This window comes from Pseudomonas lini, from assembly GCF_030812475.1.
GTDB lineage: Bacteria > Pseudomonadota > Gammaproteobacteria > Pseudomonadales > Pseudomonadaceae > Aquipseudomonas > Aquipseudomonas lini_A.
Genome location: NZ_JAUSSR010000003.1, coordinates 45033 through 67708 on the forward strand (window position 1 = coordinate 45033; position 22676 = coordinate 67708).

Here is a 22676-nt window from a genome sequence, read left to right on the forward strand (position 1 = left end):
ATCGACGCCATGTTTTGTAGGACAAGCGCAATGTGGGTGATACTGCATCTTCCTGGTCCTACGTGACCAACGAAACTTCCTAAGAAAGCCTTTAGCAGGACTAAACGATGAGTCGTCAGTTACACGCCCAGACTTATGTCTGGCTGCACGTGTTTTCCTGTGCCGCGCGGCACTTGTCGTTCACCCGCTGCGCCGAAGAACTGCACATCACCCCGGGTGCGGTCAGTCAGCAAATCCGACAACTGGAGGAGCGGTTGGGTTTTCGCCTGTTCCATCGTCGTGCGCGCGGAGTGGAATTGAGCGCCGAAGGCCAGCGACTGGCCATCACCGTTAACGAGGCCTACGGCAGCATCGATGCAGAATTACGCCGACTGGATGCGGGAATGATTAGCGGAACTTTGCGCCTGCGCTCGATTCCATCCTTCCTGGGCAAATGGCTGACCCCGCGATTACCGCGATTGCAGCAGCGTTTCCCCGATATTCAGTTGCGCCTGGTGGCCGAGGACAGCAGCGTGCCCTTGCATGAGGGCGATTTCGATCTGGCCATCGACCTGAATGACGGTAGCTATCCCGGCTTGTTATCCACAACCTTGCTCGACGAACAGATCTTTCCGGTCTGTGCCCCGGGGTTGTTGCGTGGCCGCCCGCCGCTGCATGGCCCGGCAAACCTTGTGCACTTCCCGTTGCTGCACGACATCACCGCCTGGCGCGGCAGCTATGAGTATGCGGAATGGGAGTTTTATCTCAATGCCATCGGTTTTGAAGGTGCGGACGTACGGCGTGGGCATACGTTCAATCGCAATCACCTGACCATCGAAGCGGCGATTGCCGGGATGGGCGTGGCGATTGCGCGGCGAACGCTGCTCAACGATGAGCTGGAGCGCGGGACCCTGATCGTACCGTTTGGCCTGGCGGTGCCCAACCACAAGCGGTATGTGTTGCTCTATGCGCCGGGCGCGCTGAGTCATCCGGGTGTGCGTGCGGTGCATGACTGGCTGGTGGAAGAGGCGGAGATGTTCCGTAGCCTGCACCCGCTGGGAGAGCAGCAAATGTGAGCCGCTCGTGAGTCGCAGCGAGGCAACCCAACTCCCGACCATAGCAGCGCTTTTACCGGTTGTCCGGCTTTTTTTGCAAATCCATATTTATCTTTATTCAGGGGTTGAATTGTTTCGCGCGCACACCGATTGTGTAAGTAAGAGGTCACGGTGATGACGCCCAAGGGCCAGCCGATGCGCCTCTCGCGAGCTAGCTGAAATAAGGGATGAACTATGCAAATCCAAGTCAACAGCGATAACCATATTCAAAGCAGCATCCGACTGGAGGAGTGGGTACGTACTACCATTGAGAGCACGCTCGAACGTTACGAAGAGGACCTGACCCGTGTCGAGGTCCACCTGCGGGACGAAAACGGCGACAAGCCCGGACCGCACGATATGCGCTGCCAGCTGGAAGCGCGGCCAAAAGGCCACCAACCGATTTCTGTAACCCATAAAGCCGACTCCCTGGAACTGGCGATCGACGGGGCGGCTGAAAAACTCGAACATGCGCTGGAACACCTGTTCGGCAAACTGCGGGGCAAACCACGTGCCGCCGTAGTGCCGTTCGAGCGACCGACTGCCGATGCGTTGCTGGAAGACGAGTTTCTCGAGAACGAACAGGCCGCGCAAAACGGCTGAAGTCTGATTCACTTTTTACCTTCCCACACAGAACGGGCCTGCTGATGCAGGCCCGTTCGCGTTTGTGCGCCATGCGCGGTCATGACTCATTCAAACCGCCTCGGATCGCTGATCGATAATGTCGATCTCATCGGATCTGTTTTGCGTATGAGAATATTTATCATTAATATTGCGGCCTTGCTGATCCCGTGACTTCACGCGATCCCACCCTGGTTTCAAGGTCGAAACATGAAAGGCAAAAGTCTCCCCGTTTCCTATCGCATGGCGGTCACTTCCCGGGTGCTTGCCGCGGTGCTGGGCGGTTACCTCGTGGCGGCGCTGGCCAGTGTCAGCCTGAGCCTGTGGTTGCCCATGGCCCGCGCCGAAGCCGTGGTGATCGGGATGTTGACCTCGTTCCTGGCCTACCTCGTCGCGGTGCTGTGGTGTTTTGCCTGTCGTAGCGCATGGCGGGCCTGGTTGGGGCTGATCGTGCCGAGCCTGGTGCTGGCGGCGTTGTCGGGCCTGGCGTACTGGATGGGCCACAGATGAAAGAGGGTTTTCGCCAGGCCATGGCCTGGTTGCACACCTGGGCCGGACTGGTCTTCGGCTGGTTGCTGTTCGCCATTTTCCTGACCGGCACCCTGGCCTATTTCAAGGACGAGATCAGTCACTGGATGCAGCCGGAAATCCCCGCCCGCGCCGTGACGTCCGAGGCCAGCCTGACCATGGCCCAGGGCTATCTGCAGCAGCATGCCGCTGGTGCTTCGCGCTGGCTCATCGATTTGCCCGATGCGCGGGAGCCCGGCCTTTCGGTGCGGTGGCAGCAAACCCAGGCCAAACGTGGCGAGCGGGGTCAATTCACAGAGAAACTCCTCGACCCGCAAACCGGCGCCGAAGTGCAGGGGCGGGAAACCAGGGGTGGCGACTTCTTCTATCGCTTCCACTATCAGCTGCAGATGCCGTATCCGTGGGGCCGTTGGTTGTCGACCATCGCTGCCATGGTGATGTTTGTCGCGTTGATCAGCGGAATCATCACCCACAAGAAAATTTTCAAGGACTTCTTCACCTTCCGCCCGCGCAAAGGCCAGCGTTCCTGGCTCGACGGGCACAATGCCGTGGGCGTGCTGGTGTTGCCGTTCCACCTGATGATCACCTACAGCAGTCTGGTGATTTTCATGACGATGGTGATGCCGGCCAGCATTCTTGCTTCGTACGAGGGCGATGCGCGGGTGTTTTTCGATGAGGTGTTTCCGGCCTCCAGTACGCCTGAGCGCGCTGGCAAACCGGGTCAATTGACCGCGATGGCGCCGCTGCTGGAACAGGCCCGCGAACGATGGTCGGGCGGTGGAGTGGGGCGGCTGACAGTCAATAATCCGGGCGATGCGAATGCCTCTGTCGTGCTTTTCCGTGATGGCGTCGACCGTGTGGTGCACGATTTCGGCAGTGCGCTGACCTTCAATGGCGTCACCGGCCGGATCCTCGGCACGACCCCGGAACGGCCTTTGCCCATGGCGATCACCGGTGCGTTCTACGGTTTGCACATGGGCCATTTCGCGGGCCCGGTGTTGCGCTGGCTGTACTTCATTTGCGGGCTGGCAGGTACGGCGATGATCGGCACCGGGCTGGTGATCTGGCTCGGCAAGCGTCAGCTCAAACATGCGAAAAGCGCGGTGATGCCGTTCGAGTTGCGGCTGGTGGAGGTGCTGAACATCGCCAGCATGCCGGGGTTGCTGGTCGCGGTAGCGGCGTTCTTCTGGGCCAATCGCTTGTTGCCGATCGACATGGCCGGGCGCGCGGATTGGGAAGTGAATAGCTTCTTCATCGCCTGGGGTTTGAGCGTGTTGCATGCCATGGTTCGCCGTGGTCGTGCGGCGTGGGTCGATCAATTGTTGCTGGCAGCGTTGCTGTTTTGCGCGGTGCCGTTGTTGAATGCCATTACCACGCCCTATCACTTGGGTGTCACCTTGATGCAGAGTGACTGGGTCATGGCCGGTTTCGATCTGACGTGCCTGGGCAGCGGTGTGTTCCTCGCCTGGGCTGCATGGAAAATGCGGCGCTCGGGGCAGCCTGAAAGTGTCCCCCGCAAACAACGTGCGCAATCGATCGCAGTTGACCGAGGGCCGTACTGATGTTGCTGGCCTTGTTGCTCTGCTATGGCGGGTTCACTGCGCTCTGTTTGTCCATGGATCGGCATCACACCGAACTGCTGGGTCGCAAACCTTCGGTCCGACGCCGCCAAGGCATGCGCATTCATGGCTGGCTATTGCTGGCCTTGTCCTTGTGGGCCGCAGTGTCGGCGACGGGTTGGGGACTCGGGCTGGTGCAATGGTTTGCGGTGTTGATGCTCAGTGGGTTGTTGCTGGTGCTGTTGATGCCGTATCACCCGCGGTTGATGCTGTCGTTGGCCGGGGTGAGCCTGCTCGCCAGTCCCGTTTTCGCGTTTGCGCAGTGCTGACCGGATGATCTCCGGTCCTCCGCAATCCCGCGATGATGAGCATCGGGGCGCCCGTGCGCATTTCCTCCAGGTATTTCTTTCCCAGCGTTCGCAAATGGAAGCGCTGGTGAGTCGGCGCGTCGGTTGTCGGGCGACAGCGGCGGACCTGGTGCAGGACTTGTTCCTGCGCTTCTGGCGCCGGCCACTGGTGCAGGTCGAAGAACTCAGCACCTACCTGTTGCGTTGCGCTGGCAACATCGCCATCGACCATTTGCGCAGTGAGGGCACGCGGGCGCGGGTCAATGAAGGCTGGATGCCCGATGCGCCGGATAGTCACGGCAGTGAACCGCAAGCCGCCCTCGAGGCGGGCAACGATTTGCGCCACGTCGAAGCTGCGTTGCGTGCCTTGCCCGAGCGCACACGGCAGATTTTTTTGCTCAACCGCATCCACGGTCGCAAATACGCCGAGATCGCCAAGGCCATGGGTTTGTCCCAAAGCGCCGTGGAAAAACATATGATGCGCGCCCTCGAAGCCTGCAAGGCCAGTCTTCGCGAACCGCAACCGCGCACGTCAGGAAAAGCACCGTGAACACGATCGAACGCGTCATCCCGACGCGGGCTCAGGAACAGGCGGCATTGGCCTGGCTGAGTCTGTTGCATGATCAGCCCGGCAGTGGCGATCAGGCCGACTTCAGCCATTGGTTGCAGGCGGACCCCGCCCATGCCGAGGCGTATGCCCAGGCTCAAGTCATGTGGGAGCTGACCGAAGCACCGGCGCGAACCTTGGCCGATGAAGACGCCCTGGCGTTGCAGGGTTACCTCAACGCCATGCATCGCACGCACCGGACCGGCGTGCGGCGTTGGTCCGGTGCGTTGGCAATGGCGGCGTGCCTGCTGTTGATGATCGGCCTTGGCGCAGGCTGGCAACCGTCGCGCTGGATGGACGATCTGGGGGCGGACTATGTCTCGGCGCCGGGGGAGATCCGCACTGTCACCCTGGCCGATCAGTCGCAAGTCACCCTGGATGCCGACAGTGCGATTGCCGTGGATTTCAGTCGCGGCGAGCGGCATGTCCAGTTGCGTCGCGGTGCCGGATTTTTCAACGTGACGCACACGGGCGATCCGTTTGTGGTGGACGCTGAACAGGGTCGGACGCGGGTGCTGGGCACGCAGTTCGAAGTCCGTCTGCAACCCGATGGCGCACAGGTGACAGTGCTGTCCGGGCGGGTTGGCGTCACGGCGGACAAAGCGGCCGGGCAGCAGGTTCTCACCGCCGGCCAGCAAGTGACTTATGGCAATGGCGTGGCGGAAAAACGCCACAGCGTCGACAGCGAAGCACAGTTGGCCTGGCGACAGGGTTGGCTCAATTACTACAAGGCGACACTGGCCGAGGTGGTGCAGGACCTGGGGCGTTATTACCCGGGGCGGATCCTGTTGCTTGACGATGAACTGGCGGCGCGGCGGGTCAGTGGCAGTTTCCCGAGCAAGGATCCGCAGGCAGTGTTGAGTTCGTTGCAGGGGGTGTTGGGGTTTAAGCAGCACAGCGTTCTGGGGCATTTGATTCTTTTGCGGTGAAGCATAGGGCCCCTTCGCTGGCAAGCCAGCTCCTACAGGGGATTGCATTCCAGACGCGACGGCGCCACCGCGCGTCATGACGCCGTGTCGCCGTCGGGAGGTGAATGCATTCCAAATGAACTGACCCCCTAAATGTAGGAGCTGGCTTGCCAGCGAAGACGTCAGATCAAACACCACATCCTCCCGATAAAAATATTTTCAACTTTCTGATGAGGTAAACCCGATCCCCATCCGTGTAGTGACTGAAACTGCGATTCATTCGCATCCGTATCGGTTCCACACAGGTCATGAGCAATGAAGTCCAGGGCAAAATCAGGTTCGGTCAAACAATGGTTGGGTGTATCTGCCTTGAGTCTTTCGACGCTGGCATGGCTGCCGTCGAGTCTGGCGCTGGCGGCTGAGGCCGGCACCGACCAGCAGCGTACCCAATTCAGCTTTGCGCTGGCCGCCAAACCGCTGCCCCAGGCATTGAGCGATTTCAGCCGGGTCACTGGCATCAGCGTGGTCTATACCGATGAGGCGCCGTACACCATCACCGCGCCAGCGGTCAGCGGGCAGATGAGTGCCGAGCAGGCGCTCCAGCGTTTGCTCGGCGGCTCGGGATTCACCTTTCGTCGCAGCGACGGCCACACCCTGGTCCTGGAACCCTTGCCCACCGAAGGCACCCTGAACCTGGGCGCGACCACCATCACTTCGGTGATGAATCAAACCACGAGCTACCAACCGCCGCCCACCAGTTCGGTGATGCGCTCCTCGGCCTTGCTCCAGGAAATCCCCCAGACAGTCAACGTGATTCCTGCCCAGGTCGTTCGCGATCAGGCACCCCGCAATCTGGACGATGCGCTGGCCAATGTCAGCGGCATCACCCAGGGCAATACCCTGGGCAGCACCCAGGACTCGGTGATGACCCGCGGCTTCGGCGACAATCGCAACGGCTCGATCATGCGCGACGGCATGCCGGTGATACAGGGCCGTGGCCTCAATGCCAGCGTCGACCGTATCGAAGTGCTCAAGGGTCCGGCTTCCTTGCTCTATGGCATCCAGGACCCGGGTGGCGTGGTGAACATGGTCAGCAAGAAGCCCGAGCTGGAGCAATACAACGCACTGACCCTGCGTGGCTCGACCTACGGTGAAGGCAAGAACGGCAGCGGTGGCGGCCTCGACAGCACCGGTGCCCTGGGCGATTCCGGGCTGGCGTATCGCATGATCCTGGACCATGAGGACGAAGACTATTGGCGCAATTTCGGCACCCATCGCGAGACGCTGGTGGCGCCGTCCCTGGCCTGGTTCGGTGAAAGCACCCAACTGTTGTTTGCCTATGAACACCGCGAATTCCTGACCCCGTTCGACCGTGGCACGGTCATCGATCCGCGTGACAACCATCCGCTGGACATCCCCCGTGATCGTCGCCTCGACGAGCCGTTCAACAACATGGAAGGGCGCTCGGACCTGTATCGTTTCGAGGCCGATCACGCGCTCAACGACGACTGGAACGCCCACTTCGGCTACAGCTGGAACCGCGAAACCTACGACGCCAGCCAGGTGCGCATCACGGCCATCGACACCGACGCCGGCACACTGACCCGGAGCATGGATGGCACGCAGAACGCCATCAGCACCGACCGCTTCACCACCGCCAGTCTCGAAGGCAAGGTCAATGTCGCGGGCATGCAGCATGACCTGGTGTTCGGCATCGATGACGAATACCGCAAGATCTACCGCGAAGACCTGATCCGCCAGAAAAGCCTGAGCACCTTCAGCTACGCCAATCCGGTTTACGGCCGCGAAGTCGCCGGCACCACCGTCAGCCCGGCCGACAGCGCCCAGACTGATAAATTGCGCAGTGATTCGGTGTTCGTGCAGGACTCGATCCACCTCACCGACCAGTGGATCCTGGTGGCTGGCGCACGCTTTCAGGAATACGACCAGTACGCCGGCAAAGGCGTACCGTTCCGGGCCAACACCGACAGCAATGGGCAGAAATGGGTACCGCGCGCCGGCCTGGTCTATCGCTACACCGACGCGTTGTCGTTCTACGGCAGCTACACCGAATCGTTCAAACCCAACTCGACCATCGCCCCGCTCAGTGGCAGCAGTACTGTGCTCGACGGCAGCATCGCCCCGGAAGAGGCCAAGTCCTGGGAAATGGGGGCCAAGCTCGATATCCCAGGCCGGGTGACCGGTAACGTCGCGCTGTTCGACATCAAGAAGCGCAACGTGCTGGTGGCCAATTCCGAAGGCCCGGTGACGCTCTACAGCGCTGCCGGTGAAGTGCGTTCCCGTGGCCTGGAGGTGGATTTGACCGGCCAGCTAAGCGACCGCTGGAGCATGATCGGCAGCTATGCCTACACCGATGCCGAGGTCACGCAAGACCCGACCTACAAAGGCAAGAAACTGCAGAATGTCGCCAAGAACACTGGCTCGTTGTCGGCGGTCTACGACTTCGGCACCCTCGTCGGTGGTGACCAGCTGCGGGTGGGCGCGGGGGCGCGGTATGTGGGGGAGCGGGCGGGTAACGCGGTGAACGATTTCGACCTGCCGAGCTACACCGTGGCCGATGCGTTCGCCAGCTACGACACCAAAGTGGAAGGGCAGAAGGTCAAGTTTCAGCTGAATGTGAAGAACCTGTTCGACCGTACTTACTACACCTCGGCGGCGAGTCGGTTTTTTGTGTCGATGGGGGATTCGCGACAGGTGATGTTGTCCAGCACCCTGGAATTCTGACCGGAGACCGCGTCATCGTTCTTCGCGAGCAGGCTCGCTCCCACAGTCGACCGAGTTATTTGAATGAATGCGACCCCCTGTGGGAGCGAGCCTGCTCGCGATGGCGGCCTCACAGGCACCGAAGATCTGAGCGCCTAGCGCAAAAACGCCTGCCGATACTCCCCAGGCGTCCCGCCCAACACCTGACGAAACCGGTTGGTAAAGTGACTGGCACTGGCAAACCCGCACGCCAACGCGATGTCCCCCAGCGGCTGCGACGTCGTGCGCAGCAATTCCTGTGCCCGGCTCAGTCGGCGAGCCAACACATACTGATGCGGCGGCAAGCCGAAACTCTCCCTGAACATCCGTGCAAAGTGATACTCCGACAGCGCACACAACCCCGCCAGTTGCCCCAGGCTGATGGCTTCTGCCAATTGGCTGTCGACGAACTCGACCAACTGCCGACGCTGATGCGCCGCCAATCCACCCTTGAGCCGCAAGCCCTCGCGCATTCCGACCTGGCCGAGCAGTACGTGACTGAGCATTTCATGGGCCAGGCTGCTGGTGAGCAGCCGTTCGCCGGGCTCCTGCCAATTGAGCGTGATCAACTGCCGAAAGCGTCGGGCTTGCTGCGGGTCGTCCAGGAAGGTGCTTTCACGTAACTGAAGTTCGCGCGGTTCGCGGTCCAGCAGCGTGACGCAACCGAGGGCAAATTGCTCCGGGCTGAAATAAACATGGGCGAGGCGAATGTCGCCGTTGATCACCCAGGCTGACCGGTGTTCGGCCGGCAGGATGCACAGCTTGTCCGGGCCGCCCTTGTTGCCGGGGCGGTCGCGGCGAAAGGTGCCGGTGCCGCCAGCGATATAGCAGGACAGGGTGTGGTGACTGGGGGCTTCGTAATCCTGAGCGTCGTGATGGTTGCTCCACAAGGCTGCAGCCATGCCGTCACCGAGCTCGGCGCTGTGCTCCAGGCGAGCATTGGGCGAGCGGTTGAGGGCTTGAAACACTTGCAGGCTTTCCAGTGCGGGCATGATCGGTTCTCTCCAACGCCTTGCATCCTACTCCGTAGACGTTGACCTGCCAGCCCGACGGCCGACAAAAGCGCAAGTTTATGCAAGTGCGAAAAGGTTTGGCGCAGGACACTGGGCACTATTGAGGAGTCTTTGCCATGAACCTTTCGTTGTACCTGCTGACCGTGCTGATCTGGGGCACCACCTGGATTGCCCTGAAATGGCAACTGGGCGTGGTGGCCATCCCCGTGTCGATTGTGTATCGCTTCGGCCTCGCCGCGCTGGTGCTGTTCGTCATGTTGCTGCTCAGCCGAAAGCTGCAAGTGATGAATCGCCGTGGGCATCTGATTTGCGTCGTGCAGGGGCTGTGCCTGTTTTGCATCAATTTCATGTGTTTTCTCACCGCCAGCCAGTGGATCCCCAGCGGCCTGGTGGCGGTGGTGTTTTCCACCGCCACGCTGTGGAACGCCTTCAATGCGCGGGTGTTCCTGGGTCAGAAGATTGCCCGCAATGTGCTGACGGGCGGTGCGCTCGGGTTGCTCGGGCTCGGCCTGTTGTTCTGGCCTGAACTCGCCGGTCATACCGCCAGCCCGGAAACCCTGCTCGGGCTGGGGCTGGCCCTGCTCGGTACCCTGTGCTTCTCGGCCGGCAACATGCTGTCGAGCCTGCAGCAGAAAGCCGGCCTTAAACCACTGACCACCAACGCCTGGGGCATGGCCTATGGTGCGGCGATGCTCTCGGCCTGGTGCCTGGTCAAGGGCATTCCGTTCGATATGGAGTGGAATGCCCGTTACATCGGCTCGTTGCTGTATCTGGTTATCCCCGGTTCAGTCATTGGGTTTACTGCCTATCTGACGCTGGTCGGGCGCATGGGCCCGGAGCGGGCCGCCTATTGCACGGTGCTGTTCCCGGTGGTGGCGCTCAACGTGTCGGCTGTTGTCGAGGGTTACCAGTGGACCGCCCCGGCGCTGGCGGGCCTGGTGATGGTCATGCTGGGTAATGTGCTGGTCTTTCGCAAATCCGCAGCAAGCGGCAAGCCAGTGACGGGCAAGTTGGCGTAAGCTGAACAGTGATTATTTATCATTTACCAGCGCCAGATATATGAGTGCGAAGAACATGTATTGAACGTTACTTTGTGCCCAATCAAAGAAATGGCGCTGTGTGGAATAGTCCATGTCGAACCATTCATTAAGCAGGATGGTGTACAGGATGTAGTAAACAAAGATAGCGGTGGTCAAACCCACTATGGCAAATTTTTTGGCCTCGTGAAAATCGCTGCGTGGCGCATTGAGTTTCCGATAAAGCTGATAAGTCCCATATAGGCAACTGAACGTGTATATGATCTCGAGCGTGATGATCGCCCAGTAAAAACGGTGGTGAAACAGGGGCGAGGTGACAGCCCTGTAACGTCGGGAATCGTTACCTTCAGTATGACTCATGCTGATGATTTGCCCGATGTACTCGGTGTAGGCCGCGTAGTCGGTAAAGTTATTGATAAGGGTGGCTATGCCGAAGAGTGCCGCCATCAGGACAATCAGTACTTTGCTCCGCCGGATGGCGCACACGGTGGTGAATGGACTCATTCTGTATGTTCTCCAAAATCCGTTTGGGTAATGCTTCCAGGTTTTTCCAAGTTTATATCGTTTGTGGAAAAGCCTAATGAGTCACTGAGTTGCAAGTTATGTATCTTGTGGCGGGTCAAAGCCAGTTATCAAGGCAATCGAAATGGGAGGGGGTACCAGCTTCCCACTGTTGAGTCGGCCAATTTGGAAACGGCACGTCCATCAGACGTGCCGTGGATCACTCAACCCTGCCAGACCTGTGGGTTGACCAAATCCTGCGGTCGCTCACCCAGCAAGGCGCTGCGCAGATTGCTCAAGGCCCGGTTGGCCATCGCTTCGCGGGTTTCATGGGTCGCGGAGCCGATGTGCGGCAACGTGACAGCGTTTTTCAGCTGGAACAGCGGTGATTCGGCCAGCGGTTCCTTTTCATAGACATCCAGACCGGCACCACGAATACGGTTGTTCTGCAGGGCTTCGATCAACGCCGGCTCGTCGACGACCGGTCCGCGGGCGATGTTGACCAGAATGGCGCTCGGTTTCATCAGCGCCAGTTCGCGGTGGCTGATCAGGTGTCGGGTCTTTTCGCTGAGCGGCACTACCAGGCAGACGAAGTCGGCTTCGGCCAGCAATTGGTCCAGGCTGCGCATCTGTGCGCCAAGCTCATGCTCCAGTGCGGTCTTGCGGCTGTTACCGCTGTAGATGATCGGCATGTTGAAGCCCAAGCGCCCGCGACGGGCAATGGCGGCGCCAATGTTGCCCATGCCGACGATGCCCAGGGTCTTGCCGTGTACATCGCATCCGAACAACGGCGCGCCGACGGTGGCTTGCCATTGGCCGGCCTTGGTCCAGGCGTCCAGTTCCGCGACGCGCCGGGCACTGCCCATGAGCAAGGCGAAGGCCAGGTCGGCGGTGCTTTCGGTGAGCACGTCGGGGGTGTTGGTGAGCATGATCCCGCGTTCGTTGAAGTAGGCGACGTCGTAGTTGTCGTAGCCGACCGAGACGCTGGAGACGACTTCCAGTCTGGCGGCGTTTTCCAGCTGTGCGCGACCGAGTTTGCGACCGACACCGATCAGGCCGTGGGCGTGGGGAAGGGCTTCGTTGAACTGGGCGTTGATGTCGCCGTTTTTTGGATTGGGCACGATGACGTCGAAGTCTTGCCTGAGGCGTTCGATCATTTCGGGGGTGACGCGGCTGAAGGCGAGGACAGTCTTTTTCATGGGGAGGGCTCGTCGGGCTTGGTGAATGCAAGCACGCTAACATTCTTCCCTGACGTTGTGTGAGCACCTGAATGCGTCGGATGTACGTATCCCCTGTAGGAGCTGGCTTGCCAGCGAAGGCGTCTACATGGTCGACAAAGTTGTCGCCCGACACACCGCTTTCGCTGGCAAGCCAGCTCCTACAGGGGGTTTGGCGTTCAGGAGCTAGTTGGCCAACCGAACCCCGCCCAGGCTGCCACTCAATTCGTACGCTGCCAGTTCGGCCTGATGCGCCGCCAATATCTCCGGAAGCGAGCCGCGCAAGTATTCGACCCAGGTCTTGATCTTCGCATCCAGGTACTGCCGCGACGGGTAGATCGCATACAGGTTCAATTCCTGGGAGCGGTAGTTCGGCATCACCCGCACCAGCGTGCCATTGCGCAGCCCTTCAATGGCCGCGTACACCGGCAACACCCCAATCCCCATGCCGCTGATGATCGCGGTGGTCATTGCATCGGCGGAATTCACCAGGAACGGTGAGCTGTTGATGGTCACCATTTCCTGGCCTTCCGGCCCGTCGAAGGTCCATTTTTCCAGAGGAATGACCGGGCTGACCAGGCGCAGGCAGGCGTGATTGAGCAGGTCGCTGGGTTTATGGGCGCAGCCGTTGGCTTTTACATAGGCCGGCGAGGCGCAAACGATACTGTAGGTGATGCCCAGGCGCTGGGAGACGAAGCCCGAATCCGGCAGTTCGCTGGCGAGGACGATGGACACGTCGTAGCCCTCGTCCAGCAGGTCCGGTACGCGGTTGGCCAGGGTCAGGTCGAAGGTGACGTCGGGGTGGGTCCTGCGGTAGCGCGCGATGGCGTCGATCACGAAGTGCTGACCGATGCCGGTCATGGTGTGCACCTTGAGCTGCCCGGCCGGACGTGCGTGGGCGTCGCTGGCTTCGGCTTCGGCTTCTTCGACATAGGCCAGGATCTGCTCGCAGCGCAACAGGTAGCGTTTGCCGGCTTCGGTCAGGGCGATGCGGCGAGTCGTGCGGTTGAGCAGGCGGGTTTGCAGGTGGGCTTCCAGGTTGGAGACCGCGCGCGAGACATTGGCCGTGGTGGTGTCGAGTTGCACGGCGGCGGCGGTGAAGCTGCCGGCCTCGGCCACATAACTGAAGGCGCGCATGTTTTGCAAAGTGTCCATGGGGTGCTCTCGGGTTCGATGGCAAATTGTGACACGAAGTTTCAGTGGCTGAGACCCCGACAAAGGGATTATCGCGTTAACGGTAACAAAGATTCACAAGAATCCCGACTTATCGCCCTTCCAGCCGCCCCCTAGAATTACGCCCCTGTAGGAGCCGGCTTGCTGGCGATGGCATCACTGCGGTTTTTCAGAGACACCGCGCAGATGCCATCGCCAGCAAGCCGGCGCCTACACCCCCCTCTTTCAGGAAATCGCAGCAGTGCCGCGTCGCATCAACAGAGCGCTAAAGACGCTCAGTGTTTTGGCTTTACACCTGGCAATCAGCGGCTGCATCGGAACCGCAGGTATTGCCCCACAGGGCAAGGCACTGGAGGCCAATTCGCTGGCCACCGACGAAGCCATCCAGAGCGCTGCGCACGACGCTCATTGGCCCACCGCGCAATGGTGGCAGGCGTATGGCGACCCGCAACTGAATCGCTGGATCGACCTCGCCGTGCGAGGCAGTCCGACCATGGCCATGGCCGCTGCCCGGGTGCGTCAGGCCAAATCCATGGCGGGCATCGCGCAGTCCGCCGAGTCGCTGCAGATCGATGGCGGGTCCACCCTCAAGCGCCACAACTGGCCCACCGATCAGTTCTACGGCCCCGGCGATCTGGCCAACACCACCACCTGGGACAACAATGCGGCGCTGGGCTTCAGCTACGCACTCGATCTCTGGGGGCGCGAAAGCAATGCCACCGAACGCGCCGTCGACCTGGCTCACATGAGTGCCGCCGAAGCGCGTCTGGCCCAGCTCGAACTGCAGAACAACATGGTGCGCGCCTATATCGAACTCTCCTTGCACTACGCGCAACGGGACATCGTTACGGCAATGCTCAAGCAGCAAGAGCAGATCCTCGACCTGGCGCAAAAACGCCTGAACGGCGGCATAGGCACGCATTTCGAGGTCAGTCAGGCTGAAACGCCGTTGCCGGAAACCCATCGCCAGATCGATGCGCTTGATGAGGAAATCGCCCTGAGCTGCAATCAACTGGCCGCCTTGGCCGGCAAAGGGCCGGGCGAGGGCGCGCAATTGGAACGGCCGACATTGTCGTTGGGCGCGACGCTGAGTTTGCCTTCGTCGCTGCCGGCACAATTGCTCGGTCAGCGTCCGGACGTGGTCGCCAGTCGCTGGCAAGTGGCGGCCCAGGCGCGGGGCATCGATGTTGCCCATGCCGGTTTCTATCCCAATGTCGATCTGGTCGGCAGCCTCGGCTACATGGCCACCGGCGGCGGTGCGCTGGAGTTTTTGACCGGCAAGAAACTCAACTACAGCGTCGGTCCGGCGATCACGTTGCCGATCTTCGACGGCGGTCGCTTGCGATCGGAACTGGGCAAAGCCTCTGCCGGTTATGACGTTGCCGTGGCCAGGTACAACCAGACGCTGGTCAATGCGCTGAAAAACATCTCCGACCAGTTGATCCGCCGCGAGTCCATGGACAAACAGCAAAGCTTCGCCGCCGAGTCGGTGGCCACCGCGCAGAAGACCTATGACATCGCGATGATCGCTTACCAACGCGGGCTCACCGATTACCTCAACGTGCTCAACGCCCAGACCCTGTTGTTCAAGCAGCAGCAAGTGCAGCAGCAGGTACAGGCCGCGCGCCTCAGTGCCCATGCCGAGTTGGTCACGGCGCTCGGCGGTGGGCTTGGCGCGGGTAACGACGTGCCGAAAGACAGCCAGACCGCCGCACCGAAAACCCCGGCCCTGCTGAAGAGCCTCTCGAATTGAACACCGACCCTGTAGGAGCTGGCTTGTCGGATCGCCGCACCGCAGCGAAAGCGGTGTGCCAGTCGACACATGTATTAGCTGACACACCGCATTCGCTGGCAAGCCAGCTCCTACAGGGGATCGGTTTTCGCCGCGCCACCTTCGACAATTGAGCAGGATTCCATGACTCCCTTGCCCGCACCCTTGCGCTGGCTGTATTCCCTGGAATGGCGCCGGGGCTTCTTCGACTGGGCACGCAGCGACGGCGTGACCTGGGTCTACATTTTCAAAGTGCTGTTCGCCGCGTTCCTGACGCTGTGGCTGGCCATGCGCCTGGAATTGCCGCAACCGCGTACCGCGATGATCACCGTGTTCATCGTCATGCAACCGCAAAGCGGCCAGGTGTTCGCCAAGAGTTTCTATCGCTTTCTTGGCACATTGACCGGCTCGGCGGTGATGGTTGCGCTGATTGCCTTGTTCGCGCAGAACACCGAATTGTTCCTCGGCTCGCTGGCGATCTGGGTGGGCATCTGTTCGGCGGGGGCGGCGCGTTATCGCAATTTTCGCGCCTATGGATTTGTGCTCGCCGGCTACACCGCCGCGATGGTGGGATTACCTGCGCTGGCACACCCGGACGGCGCATTCATGGCCGCGGTGTGGCGGGTACTGGAAATCTCCCTGGGAATTCTCTGTGCCACCGTGGTCAGCGCCGCGATCCTGCCGCAAACCGCCAGCGCCGCGATGCGCAACGCCTTGTATCAGCGCTTCGGCGTGTTCGCGTTGTTCGTCACCAACGGGTTGCGTGGCCGCAGTCAACGCGACGCGTTCGAAGCGAGCAACGTGGGCTTCATCGCCGAGGCGGTCGGCCTGGAAGGGCTGCGCAGCGTCACCGTGTTCGAAGACCCGCACATGCGTCGGCGCAACGGGCGGCTGAGTCGGCTCAATAGCGAGTTCATGGGCATCACCACGCGCTTCAACGCCTTGCACCAGCTGCTCGAGCGTTTGCGCAGCGGTGCGGCTGATCATGTTGTTGCCGCGATCAAACCGGGTTTACAGGACCTCGCTGAAATGCTCGACGGGTTCAGCGGTCGCGCGTTGACCAGCCCCGATGCCGCACGTCTTGTGCTTGCCCTGAGCGCCTATAAGGAAGCGCTGCCGGCGCGTGTGCGCAGCCTGCGGGCGAGGTTCCAGGAGAGCGACCCCAGCGATGCCGAGCAGCTGGATTTTCATACCGCCTACGAACTGCTCTATCGCTTCGTCGACGACCTGCACGGTTATGCGCAGACCCACGCCTCCCTGGCCGAGCACACCCATGAACGGGAACAATGGGACGAACCCTTCACTCCGCAAACCAACTGGATGGCCTCGGCGGCGTCGGGGATTCGCGCGGCGTTCATTCTGGTGATTCTGGGCAGTTACTGGGTGGCGACGGCATGGCCGAGCGGGGCGACCATGACCCTGATCGCGGCGGCTACGGTCGGCCTGTCCGCCGCGACACCGAACCCGAAACGCATGGCGTTCCAGATGGCCTGCGGCACCTTCCTGGGGGCGCTGATCGGCTTCGTCGAGATGTTTTTCATCTTCCCGTGGATCGACGGTTTTCCGTTGCTGTGCGTGATGCTGGCGCCCGTGATTGTGCTGGGTTCGTTCCTGTCGTCGAGGCCGCAATACGCCGGCGTCGGCCTGGGTTTGTTGATCTTCTTCAGCACAGGTTCGGTGCCGGATAACCTCACCATCTACAACCCTTACACCTTCATCAACGACTACATCGCCATGGTGCTAGGCATGCTGGTGTGCGCGGCGGCCGGGGCGATCATCCTGCCGCCCAACAGCCGCTGGTTATGGCGTCGGCTGGAGCAGGACTTGCGGGGTCAGGTGGTCTACGCCATCAGCGGCAAACTCAAGGGCCTGGCGTCGGGTTTTGAAAGCAGCACGCGGGACTTGTTGCACCAGGCCTATGGCCTCGCCGCGGGCCAGCCGCAGGTGCAACGGGACTTGCTGCGCTGGATGTTCGTGGTGCTGGAAGTCGGCCACGCGATCATCGAATTGCGCAAGGAACAGGCGATTCTGCCGGTGCATCCGGCCTACGCCGAATCGCAGCCGTGGCGCCAGGCGATCCGGGTGATGGGCCGCTCGCTGGTGCGGCTGTTCCTGCAACCGAGCCAGAGCAATCTGCAGCGCGCTCTGATCGCCGTGGATCACGCCATCAGCCGTGTGCAAGCCACCGACGAACCGTTCGCCCCGCACTTCGATACCTCGGCTTTGCGCCGGGTGAAGAGCTACCTGCACTTCATCCGCACCTCTCTGCTCGATCCGCAATCACCGCTCGCGGCCTACGCCGACACGCAGCCTCAAGGACTTGAACATGCCCCGTGAAATCGCCTTCCACGGCGTCTACATGCCAACGATGACGCTGATGTTCTTCATCGCCGCGGCGCTGGCCTGGGCACTGGACCGATTCCTGTCCGGATTCGACCTCTACCGTTTTTTCTGGCACCCGGCGTTGCTGCGCCTGAGTCTGTTTACCTGTCTGTTCGGCGCCCTGGCGCTGACTGTCTACCGTTGACTCTCTGTCACTGACTCTCTATCACTGAAGAAGGCCCTGATGAAAAAGCTTTTCAGCCTGCTCGCCACCCTGCTGGTGCTGGTCCTCGCGATCTGGATCGGCCGCACCCTGTGGGAGCACTACATGAACACGCCATGGACCCGCGATGGCCGGGTGCGCGCCGATATCATCAACGTCGCCGCCGACGTCACGGGGGAAGTGGTGGACGTGCCGGTACGGGATAACCAGCTGGTGAAGAAGGGCGATCTGCTGATGCGCATCGACCCCGAGCACTACCGCATAGCGGTCAAACAGGCGCAGTCCCTGGTCGCCTCGCGCAAGTCGACATGGGAGATGCGCAAGGTCAACGCCCGTCGCCGCGCCGACATGGACAACCTGGTGATCTCCAGGGAAAACCGCGACGACGCCAGCAACATCGCCGACTCGGCCCTGGCCGATTACCAGCATGCCCAGGCCCAGCTCGAAGCCGCGCAATTGAACCTCAAGCGTACTGAAGTGCGCTCAGCGGTGGACGGCTACGTGACCAACCTCAACGTGCATCGCGGCGACTATGCGCGCATCGGCGAAGCGAAAATGGCCGTGGTCGATATGAACTCGTTCTGGGTCTACGGCTTCTTTGAAGAAACCAAGCTGCCCCATGTGCGGGTTGGCGATAAGGCCGACATGCAGTTGATGAGTGGGGAAGTGTTGAAAGGGCACGTGGAGAGTATTTCCCGGGGCATCTATGACCGTGATAACCCTGAGAGCCGCGAGCTGATCGCGGATGTGAACCCGACCTTCAACTGGGTGCGCCTGGCGCAGCGAGTGCCGGTGCGGATTCACATCGATGAAGTGCCGGAGGGGGTGCTGCTGGCGGCGGGGATTACGTGTACGGTGGTGGTGAAACAAGGTGATGGTGCATAACCGGTAGACCGAGTTGCGCCCATCGCGAGCAAGCTCGCTCCCACAGGTTTTTTGGGTGTGAATGCTATCTATGGCATCCAGCAAACCTTGTGGGAGCGGGCTTGCTCGCGAAGGCAGGCGACTCGGTCCTAGAGCTTCCCCCTCAACCCGAACCGCCTCATCAATCCCGACTCCAGCACCCCCTTGGGCAACCACCCCGCCAGCAACGGCAACGCCCGGCTGCCATTACCCAGGCGAATCAACCGTGGCGGTTTGCCCTGTTGCACAGCCTTCAACAAATCGCGGGCAAACTCACTGGCCGGCGTCGGTTTGTCCTGGGACGCCTTGGCTCGCGCCCGGATGCCTTCACGCAACGGCCACCACGGCGACTGCTCGGTGATCAACTGCTCCGCCTCGTGACCGGCGTTTTTCGCGAAGCTGGACTCGATGGCACCCGGCTGGACTTCCATGACGCGCACGCCGAACGGCGCCAGTTCCATGCGCAGGGCATCGCTCAAGGCATGCACGGCGGCTTTTGACGCACAGTAAGCACCGGCGAATGGCGTCACCAGAACCCCGGACACGCTACCAATATTCACGACTAATCCCTTGGCGCGACGCAGCACCGGGAACATCGCCCGGGTCACGCCGACGATGGCGAACACATTGGTTTCGAACTGGCGCTGCATGGCCGGTACGCCGCCATCGAGCAGCGGGCCCATCGCGCCGTAACCGGCGTTATTGATCAGCACGTCGAGACCGCCACGTTGCTGGTTGATTCGCTCGCTCAACTGTTCGAGTGCCACGCCATCTTTGACGTCCAGTTGCACGGCGGTGAACCCGGCAGCCGTCAGGGTCGCAACGTCTTCAGCCCTGCGGGCGCTGGCCCAGACTTCGTAACCGGCACCTTTGAAGACATCGGCCAGGGCGCGGCCAATGCCGCTGGAACATCCGGTAATCAACGCAACGGGCATGGCGCGGTCCTTGTGCAATAGATAGGGTCGATTTTTTCAGGAGCGAGCGTGCGACGATCCGACCTCGCGATAAACGATAAACGCGGTCAGTCGGAGAAACTACCCTGCAATCGCTCGGCGCGAAACTCCAGGGTTTGCGGGCGATAGCCCGGACGCAATGGCGGCATCGGCAAACAGTCGTCCCAGCTCGCGCCGGCCTGCAGTTCCCCAGGCCCACGATAGCGGGGCGCGGCGTATTGATTGTCGGCCAGGTTCACCGTATCACCCGGCGCGTAAGCCGCAACACGCCAGCGCAACTCGGTCAGCGGCACGTCGTTGCCGTTGTTCATGGTCAACTTAAGCGGACGATCCGCCGGACACTGTTCTGGCGCATAGACGATGCGCAACTCCAGTCGCGCCAGTTGCTTGATCTCGCGGTTGTCCATCCAGATCACCCAGGTGGCTACCACGCCCAATCCGATGAAGGCCGCCACAGAGACGGGCAAGGCCTTGGCCGGGTAGCGCAGCAACAGGATCAGCCAGGTAATGACCAGCAGGACGCCGATGAACATGACGCGAAACCTCGGGGTGGGAGAGGGTCATCGTACCTAAGCGTAGGGGGGATTGGCGATGGGCTTGATTTCGGCGGTGGGGCATCTGGCCTCTTCGCGAGCAGGCTCGCTCCCACAGGGAACAGATTTGCACACAAGATCTGTGATCAACCCAGAACCCTGTGGGAGCGAGCCTGCTCGCGAAGAAGCCAGCCGGGGCAACAAAAAATCCAGGCAAAAAAAAGCCCCCATCCCACCCACTGCGGTCGCAGTGAGCAGGATGGAGGCTTTTGTATTACCGAACGTTTACTGCGCGATGGTTTTCACCGAAACGCCACGCTCGATCGGGTTGGAACGACCATAGATATCTTCAAACCGCTCGATATCGTCTTCGCCCAGGTAGCTGCCAGATTGCACTTCGATGATCTCGAGTGAAATCTTGCCCGGGTTGCGCAAGCGGTGGACCGAAGCGATCGGAATATAGGTCGACTGGTTTTCAGTCAGCAGGAACACGTTCTCGTCGCAGGTCACTTCGGCAGTGCCGCTGACCACGATCCAGTGTTCGGCGCGGTGGTGGTGCATCTGCAAGGACAGGCAGGCGCCCGGCTTGACCGAGATGCGCTTGACCTGGAAGCGGCCGCCCATGTCCACCGAGTCGTAGGAGCCCCACGGACGATAGACTTCGCAATGGGTCTGGGTTTCGCTGCGACCTTGCGCGTTGAGCGTGTTGACCATCTGTTTCACGCCCTGGACCTTGTCCTTGTGGACGATCATCATGGCGTCCTTGGTTTCGACGACCACGATGTTTTCCAGGCCGATCACCGACACCAGCTTGCCGTTGCCGTGGATCATGCAGTTCTTGCTGTCCTGGATGACCACATCGCCCTTGGTGACGTTGCCATTGGCGTCTTTCTTGTTCACATCCCACAGCGACGACCAGCAGCCGACATCGCTCCAGCCCGCGGTCAGCGGCACGACGCAGGCGCGCTGGGTTTTTTCCATGACCGAATAGTCGATGGAATTGTCCGGGCAGCAAGCGAAGGTCGCGGAGTCGATATCGACGGTATCGGCATCCTGTTCGCTGCGTTCCAGGGTCAGGACGCAGGTGTCGTAGATGTCCGGATCGTGCTTTTTCAGTTCTTCGAGGAAGCGGCTGGCGCGGAACAGGAACATGCCGCTGTTCCAGAAGTAACCGCCGGACTGGACGAACTCGGTGGCGCGTTTCACGTCTGGTTTTTCGACGAAGTGCGAGACACGGCTGACGCCTTCGGGCAGCAACGAGTCGTTGGTCGACTTGATGTAGCCATAGCCGGTTTCCGGTTTGGTGGCCGGTACGCCGAACAGCACCATTTCGCCGTTTTCGGCCGCGACCGTGGCCAGGGCCAGGGCGCGTTGCAGGGCTTTCTGGTCTTCGAGCACGTGATCGGCCGGCAGGACCAGCATCAGTTCATCGCGACCTTCATTGACCAGCATCATCGCCGTCAGGGCCACCGCCGGCGCAGTGTTGCGGCCGAAGGGTTCCATCAGGATGCGCTGGGTGTCCAGGTTACGGGCCGCCAGCTGCTCATTGACGATAAAACGATGGTCTTTGTTGCAGACCACGATCGGGGTGTCCATGCCTTCGAACACCAGGCGTTCCAGGGTTTGCTGGAACAGCGTGTGTTCGCCGGTCAGGGCGAGGAATTGCTTGGGGAACTGCTTGCGCGAAAGCGGCCAAAGACGTGAGCCGCTACCACCTGACAAGATCACCGGAATCATGTTGTTACTCCTTGAAAATCGTATGGGTCAGAGCTACTGCGTTCTGTCGTTTCACTCTTTTTCTTGTTTCGTGTCCCAACTGACACCTCGGTCCTTTGTAGGAGCAAGCTTGCTCGCGATGGACGTCAACGAAAACGCGTACTGTCTGGGTAAACGCGTTGACCTTGCGTTTTTCGCGAGCAAGCTCGCTCCTACAGGGGGACATGGGTCAGTCCGGGAAAATTGATTAGCGCGTCGAAACCGGGCGTTTTACCCAGACTGGCGACAGGCTGCTGCCGGTGCCGGTGACGTACAGCACGGCGGCTTCACCGCGTTCCAGGGCAACCGGTTTCACGTCGCCGACTTTCTTTGCGCCATCGTATAGCGCCAGGCTGACTTTGACCGGGTTGATTTCACGCTCGCCACGGCCCTTGGCGGCCACGTTCGGCACCACTTCGGTCTTGCCGTCGGCGGTTTTCAGGGTCAGGGCCTTGTCGCTCAGGTTCTGTACGCGAACCAGGGACTTCTGCTTGTTCTTGAACGGCGGCTCTTCGATCAGTTGCGGCGCGCCGCTGGCATTGTTGACCAGGGTGTAATAGTGGTCACCGGCCAGTTTCACCGGCAGGGTCTGGCTGCCGACCTTGGCGCTGTAGTCGCCGCCAGGCATGAAGCTGAAGTCGGTGCTGGACAGCGGCGCGACTTCGGCCAGGTTGGTGCTGCCGACCGTGGCGCTGACTTCAGCGTTACCGGCGTTGTAGACCCGTACGAAGCTCGAGCCTTTCGGAGCGGTCGGGCCATAGAGCGCGGCGTCGCCGGCGAAAGCCTGCATCGACAGGGCGCTCATGCCAGCAACCAGAGCCAAAGTCTTAGCGAGACGGCGAGGAGTAGTAGTGAAAGTCATGGTGTAC

Annotated in this window: 21 protein-coding genes; 13 read left to right on the plus strand and 8 right to left on the minus strand. The window is 60.9% G+C overall.

All coding sequences use genetic code 11. The features are described from left to right. Nucleotides 1–107: 107 nt before the first annotated feature. From J2W17_RS06660 to J2W17_RS06695, 8 genes are all read left to right on the plus strand, one after another. Complete coding sequence (locus tag J2W17_RS06660; RefSeq protein WP_307331157.1) at nucleotides 108–1055, plus strand: LysR substrate-binding domain-containing protein; 948 nt, start codon at nucleotides 108–110, stop codon at nucleotides 1053–1055. 213 nt (nucleotides 1056–1268) lie between these two features. Further along, on the plus strand, nucleotides 1269–1676 hold the full coding sequence (locus J2W17_RS06665) for an HPF/RaiA family ribosome-associated protein (protein ID WP_223486143.1): 408 nt from the start codon (nucleotides 1269–1271) through the stop codon (nucleotides 1674–1676). A 228-nt stretch (nucleotides 1677–1904) separates the two neighbouring features. Next, complete coding sequence (locus tag J2W17_RS06670) at nucleotides 1905–2204, plus strand: DUF3649 domain-containing protein (protein WP_307331163.1); 300 nt, start codon at nucleotides 1905–1907, stop codon at nucleotides 2202–2204. Next, nucleotides 2201–3784, plus strand: coding sequence for a PepSY-associated TM helix domain-containing protein (locus tag J2W17_RS06675; RefSeq protein ID WP_307331166.1), 1584 nt, complete (start codon nucleotides 2201–2203; stop codon nucleotides 3782–3784). Before J2W17_RS06670 ends, J2W17_RS06675 begins: the two co-directional genes overlap by 4 nt. Continuing rightward, nucleotides 3784–4110 (plus strand): DUF3325 domain-containing protein, encoded by a 327-nt coding sequence (locus J2W17_RS06680; protein WP_307331169.1) that lies wholly within the window; start codon nucleotides 3784–3786, stop codon nucleotides 4108–4110. The genes J2W17_RS06675 and J2W17_RS06680 overlap by 1 nt, the downstream gene beginning before the upstream one ends. A 4-nt stretch (nucleotides 4111–4114) precedes the next feature. Beyond that, nucleotides 4115–4678 (plus strand): RNA polymerase sigma factor, encoded by a 564-nt coding sequence (locus J2W17_RS06685; protein WP_307331172.1) that lies wholly within the window; start codon nucleotides 4115–4117, stop codon nucleotides 4676–4678. Next, the gene (locus tag J2W17_RS06690; RefSeq protein WP_307331175.1) at nucleotides 4675–5664 is read left to right on the plus strand and encodes a FecR family protein; all 990 of its coding nucleotides are present in this window, start codon (nucleotides 4675–4677) and stop codon (nucleotides 5662–5664) included. The genes J2W17_RS06685 and J2W17_RS06690 overlap by 4 nt, the downstream gene beginning before the upstream one ends. A gap of 294 nt (nucleotides 5665–5958) precedes the next feature. Beyond that, nucleotides 5959–8388: a TonB-dependent siderophore receptor gene (locus J2W17_RS06695; RefSeq protein WP_307331178.1), complete on the plus strand. Its 2430-nt coding sequence runs from the start codon at nucleotides 5959–5961 to the stop codon at nucleotides 8386–8388. A 134-nt stretch (nucleotides 8389–8522) separates the two neighbouring features. Here J2W17_RS06695 and J2W17_RS06700 read toward each other — a convergent pair whose 3' ends face one another. Further along, complete coding sequence (locus tag J2W17_RS06700; protein ID WP_307331181.1) at nucleotides 8523–9398, minus strand: AraC family transcriptional regulator; 876 nt, start codon at nucleotides 9396–9398, stop codon at nucleotides 8523–8525. Between the two features lie 137 nt (nucleotides 9399–9535). On the opposite strand from J2W17_RS06700, the gene J2W17_RS06705 reads away from it, so the two are divergent. After that, the gene (locus J2W17_RS06705; RefSeq protein WP_307331186.1) at nucleotides 9536–10438 is read left to right on the plus strand and encodes a DMT family transporter; all 903 of its coding nucleotides are present in this window, start codon (nucleotides 9536–9538) and stop codon (nucleotides 10436–10438) included. Between the two features lie 12 nt (nucleotides 10439–10450). Here the strand turns inward: J2W17_RS06705 and J2W17_RS06710 are convergent, their stop codons facing one another. From J2W17_RS06710 to J2W17_RS06720, 3 genes are all read right to left on the minus strand, one after another. After that, nucleotides 10451–10960, minus strand: a complete 510-nt coding sequence (locus J2W17_RS06710) for a DUF2165 family protein (RefSeq protein ID WP_307331189.1) — start codon at nucleotides 10958–10960, stop codon at nucleotides 10451–10453. 221 nt (nucleotides 10961–11181) lie between these two features. Beyond that, nucleotides 11182–12156 carry a 2-hydroxyacid dehydrogenase gene (locus tag J2W17_RS06715; RefSeq protein ID WP_307331192.1) on the minus strand — a complete coding sequence of 325 codons (975 nt, stop codon included), beginning with the start codon at nucleotides 12154–12156 and terminating at the stop codon, nucleotides 11182–11184. Between the two features lie 204 nt (nucleotides 12157–12360). Continuing rightward, nucleotides 12361–13329, minus strand: coding sequence for a LysR family transcriptional regulator (locus J2W17_RS06720; RefSeq protein WP_307331195.1), 969 nt, complete (start codon nucleotides 13327–13329; stop codon nucleotides 12361–12363). A gap of 259 nt (nucleotides 13330–13588) precedes the next feature. Between J2W17_RS06720 and J2W17_RS06725 the strand changes: the two genes are divergently transcribed. The 4 genes from J2W17_RS06725 to J2W17_RS06740 all read left to right on the plus strand — a co-directional run bounded on the left by J2W17_RS06725 (nucleotide 13589) and on the right by J2W17_RS06740 (nucleotide 18548). Further along, the gene (locus tag J2W17_RS06725; RefSeq protein ID WP_307331198.1) at nucleotides 13589–15100 is read left to right on the plus strand and encodes an efflux transporter outer membrane subunit; all 1512 of its coding nucleotides are present in this window, start codon (nucleotides 13589–13591) and stop codon (nucleotides 15098–15100) included. 162 nt (nucleotides 15101–15262) lie between these two features. Further along, complete coding sequence (locus J2W17_RS06730; protein WP_307331201.1) at nucleotides 15263–17455, plus strand: FUSC family protein; 2193 nt, start codon at nucleotides 15263–15265, stop codon at nucleotides 17453–17455. Continuing rightward, entirely contained in the window at nucleotides 17445–17645 is a 201-nt protein-coding gene (locus J2W17_RS06735) for a DUF1656 domain-containing protein (protein WP_007896379.1), read from the plus strand. The genes J2W17_RS06730 and J2W17_RS06735 overlap by 11 nt, the downstream gene beginning before the upstream one ends. A 39-nt stretch (nucleotides 17646–17684) precedes the next feature. Further along, nucleotides 17685–18548 carry an efflux RND transporter periplasmic adaptor subunit gene (locus J2W17_RS06740; protein WP_307331204.1) on the plus strand — a complete coding sequence of 288 codons (864 nt, stop codon included), beginning with the start codon at nucleotides 17685–17687 and terminating at the stop codon, nucleotides 18546–18548. 128 nt (nucleotides 18549–18676) lie between these two features. On the opposite strand, the gene J2W17_RS06745 is transcribed toward J2W17_RS06740, so the two are convergent. The 4 genes from J2W17_RS06745 to J2W17_RS06760 form a co-directional block, all read right to left on the minus strand. Next, nucleotides 18677–19501: an SDR family oxidoreductase gene (locus J2W17_RS06745; RefSeq protein WP_307331207.1), complete on the minus strand. Its 825-nt coding sequence runs from the start codon at nucleotides 19499–19501 to the stop codon at nucleotides 18677–18679. A gap of 86 nt (nucleotides 19502–19587) precedes the next feature. Further along, nucleotides 19588–20052, minus strand: a complete 465-nt coding sequence (locus tag J2W17_RS06750; protein WP_307331209.1) for a multidrug transporter — start codon at nucleotides 20050–20052, stop codon at nucleotides 19588–19590. Nucleotides 20053–20337: 285 nt separating this feature from the next. Continuing rightward, the gene (locus tag J2W17_RS06755; protein WP_307331211.1) at nucleotides 20338–21789 is read right to left on the minus strand and encodes a mannose-1-phosphate guanylyltransferase/mannose-6-phosphate isomerase; all 1452 of its coding nucleotides are present in this window, start codon (nucleotides 21787–21789) and stop codon (nucleotides 20338–20340) included. A gap of 226 nt (nucleotides 21790–22015) precedes the next feature. Beyond that, nucleotides 22016–22669 carry an alginate O-acetyltransferase AlgF gene (locus J2W17_RS06760; RefSeq protein ID WP_307331214.1) on the minus strand — a complete coding sequence of 218 codons (654 nt, stop codon included), beginning with the start codon at nucleotides 22667–22669 and terminating at the stop codon, nucleotides 22016–22018. Nucleotides 22670–22676: the final 7 nt, after the last annotated feature.

Bases quoted from the DNA above. Each gene is read 5' to 3' on its own strand.
- J2W17_RS06710 (WP_307331189.1), bottom strand. From the start codon at position 10,960: ATGAGTCCATTCACCACCGTGTGCGCCATCCGGCGGAGCAAAGTACTG.
- J2W17_RS06685 (WP_307331172.1), top strand. From the start codon at position 4,115: ATGATCTCCGGTCCTCCGCAATCCCGCGATGATGAGCATCGGGGCGCC.
- J2W17_RS06675 (WP_307331166.1), top strand. From the start codon at position 2,201: ATGAAAGAGGGTTTTCGCCAGGCCATGGCCTGGTTGCACACCTGGGCC.
- J2W17_RS06735 (WP_007896379.1), top strand. From the start codon at position 17,445: ATGCCCCGTGAAATCGCCTTCCACGGCGTCTACATGCCAACGATGACG.
- J2W17_RS06760 (WP_307331214.1), bottom strand. From the start codon at position 22,669: ATGACTTTCACTACTACTCCTCGCCGTCTCGCTAAGACTTTGGCTCTG.
- J2W17_RS06705 (WP_307331186.1), top strand. From the start codon at position 9,536: ATGAACCTTTCGTTGTACCTGCTGACCGTGCTGATCTGGGGCACCACC.
- J2W17_RS06695 (WP_307331178.1), top strand. From the start codon at position 5,959: ATGAAGTCCAGGGCAAAATCAGGTTCGGTCAAACAATGGTTGGGTGTA.
- J2W17_RS06665 (WP_223486143.1), top strand. From the start codon at position 1,269: ATGCAAATCCAAGTCAACAGCGATAACCATATTCAAAGCAGCATCCGA.
- J2W17_RS06745 (WP_307331207.1), bottom strand. From the start codon at position 19,501: ATGCCCGTTGCGTTGATTACCGGATGTTCCAGCGGCATTGGCCGCGCC.
- J2W17_RS06720 (WP_307331195.1), bottom strand. From the start codon at position 13,329: ATGGACACTTTGCAAAACATGCGCGCCTTCAGTTATGTGGCCGAGGCC.
- J2W17_RS06715 (WP_307331192.1), bottom strand. From the start codon at position 12,156: ATGAAAAAGACTGTCCTCGCCTTCAGCCGCGTCACCCCCGAAATGATC.
- J2W17_RS06740 (WP_307331204.1), top strand. From the start codon at position 17,685: ATGAAAAAGCTTTTCAGCCTGCTCGCCACCCTGCTGGTGCTGGTCCTC.
- J2W17_RS06680 (WP_307331169.1), top strand. From the start codon at position 3,784: ATGTTGCTGGCCTTGTTGCTCTGCTATGGCGGGTTCACTGCGCTCTGT.
- J2W17_RS06700 (WP_307331181.1), bottom strand. From the start codon at position 9,398: ATGCCCGCACTGGAAAGCCTGCAAGTGTTTCAAGCCCTCAACCGCTCG.
- J2W17_RS06670 (WP_307331163.1), top strand. From the start codon at position 1,905: ATGAAAGGCAAAAGTCTCCCCGTTTCCTATCGCATGGCGGTCACTTCC.
- J2W17_RS06750 (WP_307331209.1), bottom strand. From the start codon at position 20,052: ATGTTCATCGGCGTCCTGCTGGTCATTACCTGGCTGATCCTGTTGCTG.
- J2W17_RS06660 (WP_307331157.1), top strand. From the start codon at position 108: ATGAGTCGTCAGTTACACGCCCAGACTTATGTCTGGCTGCACGTGTTT.
- J2W17_RS06755 (WP_307331211.1), bottom strand. From the start codon at position 21,789: ATGATTCCGGTGATCTTGTCAGGTGGTAGCGGCTCACGTCTTTGGCCG.
- J2W17_RS06730 (WP_307331201.1), top strand. From the start codon at position 15,263: ATGACTCCCTTGCCCGCACCCTTGCGCTGGCTGTATTCCCTGGAATGG.